This is a genomic window from Burkholderia sp. LMG 13014 (genome assembly GCF_905232215.1).
GTDB lineage: Bacteria > Pseudomonadota > Gammaproteobacteria > Burkholderiales > Burkholderiaceae > Burkholderia.
In genome coordinates this window covers 1-1,585 of record NZ_CAJNKE010000935.1, presented here as the reverse complement: position 1 = coordinate 1,585, position 1,585 = coordinate 1, and the positions used below count along the sequence as shown (strand labels likewise).

1 protein-coding gene is annotated in these 1,585 nt (G+C 67.1%); it reads right to left on the bottom strand.

Translation table 11 applies throughout. From position 1 onward, the window contains the following. Nucleotides 1–271 precede the first annotated feature (271 nt). Nucleotides 272–1,585, bottom strand: a 1,314-nt coding sequence (locus JYJ84_RS36290; RefSeq protein ID WP_205190266.1) for an efflux transporter outer membrane subunit, incomplete at its 5' end; no start/stop codon positions are given.

The window sequence follows — 1,585 nt, the reverse complement described above, 5'->3', positions numbered from 1 at the left end:
CCGCACTCCGGATGCCGAACGCCGGATGCCGGATGCCGAATGCCGAATGCCGAATGCCAGGTGCCGGGTAGCCGCGCAGCACGACGTGTCCGGCGCAACGGGCCGCACCGTCGTTCGATGCACGCATCGTCGGTCCACCCGTCTTCGCCCCGCATGATTCGAGCGCACAAAAGAAAACGCCACGGATTTTCATCCGTGGCGTTTTCATTTCCGCATACAGCCGGTTCAAAGAACAAGCGCGGTACACCACCGCGCCTGCCCTTCCTTGCGCTTACCCGTTCGTCGCCGACGCCGACGCAGGCGCCGGAACAGCCGCCTTGTCGTAGTCGACCGGTGCATCCGGCGCGCGCGGCGTCTCGCCGGCCCGCTCGACCCACCCGCCGCCCAGCGAACGGTACAGGTTGACCAGGTTGGTCCAGCGTGCCAGACGCGCATTGATCAGCGTCTGCTGCGCTGTGTACAGGTCCGTCTGCGCGGTCAGCACCGACAGGTAGCTGTCGACACCGTTCTTGTAACGCAGGTCCGACAGGTCGAAACGTCGCTGCTGCGCGTGCTCGTTGCGCTCCAGCGCCGCGATCTGCTGGTCGTACGTGCCGCGTGCGGCCAACCCGTCCGCCACGTCGCGGAACGCCGACTGGATCGCCTTCTCGTAGTTGGCAATCTCGATGCGCTTCTGCACGTGTGCAAGATCGAGGTTCGCGATGTTCGCGCCGCCCTCGAAGATCGGCAGCGCGATGTTCGGCGCGAACGACCACGCCGCCGTGCCGGCTTTGAACAGACCGCCCAGCGTCGGGCTCGCCGTACCGAACGCGGCCGTCAGCGAGATCTTCGGGAAGAACGCCGCGCGTGCCGCACCGATGTTCGCGTTCGCCGCCAGCAGCGACTGCTCGGCCTGCATCACGTCAGGACGACGCGTCAGCAGGTCGGACGGCAACCCGGCCGGCACGTCCGTCAGCAGGTTCTGCGCGTCGAGCGGCATGCCCGCCGGCAGATCGTCCGGCAGCGGCTCGCCGATCAGCAGGACCAGATAGTTCAGCGCCTGCGCACGCGCCCGTGCCTGCGCCTGCTGGTTCGCCAGCGCCTGCTCGACCACCGTCTGCGCCTGACGCAGCTCGAGCTCGGAGCCCGTGCCGTTGTCGAACTGCAGCTTCGTCAGGTCGTACGACGCCTGCGCCGTCTTCAGCGTGTCCTCCGTGACCTTCAGCAGATCGTCGGTCGACAGCAGCGTCAGGTATTGATCGGCCACCTGCGACACCAGCGAGATCTCCGACGCTTGCCGCGCATACGCGGTCGACAGGTACTGCGCGAGCGCCTGGTCCTTCAGGCTCTGCACGCGGCCGAACAGATCGAGTTCCCACGACGCCGACAGGCCGACGTTGTAGCTGCGCGAGATCATCGACGCGCCCGTCGTCGACAAACCCTGCGGGATACGCTGGATGTTGCCCGTGCCCGTGCCGTCGAGCGTCGGGAACAGGCCCGCGCGCGTGATCTGGTACTGCGCGCGCGCCGCCTCGATGTTCAGCACCGACACGCGCAGGTCGCGGTTGTTTTTCAGCGCGATCTCGATCAGCCGCTGCAGGCGCGG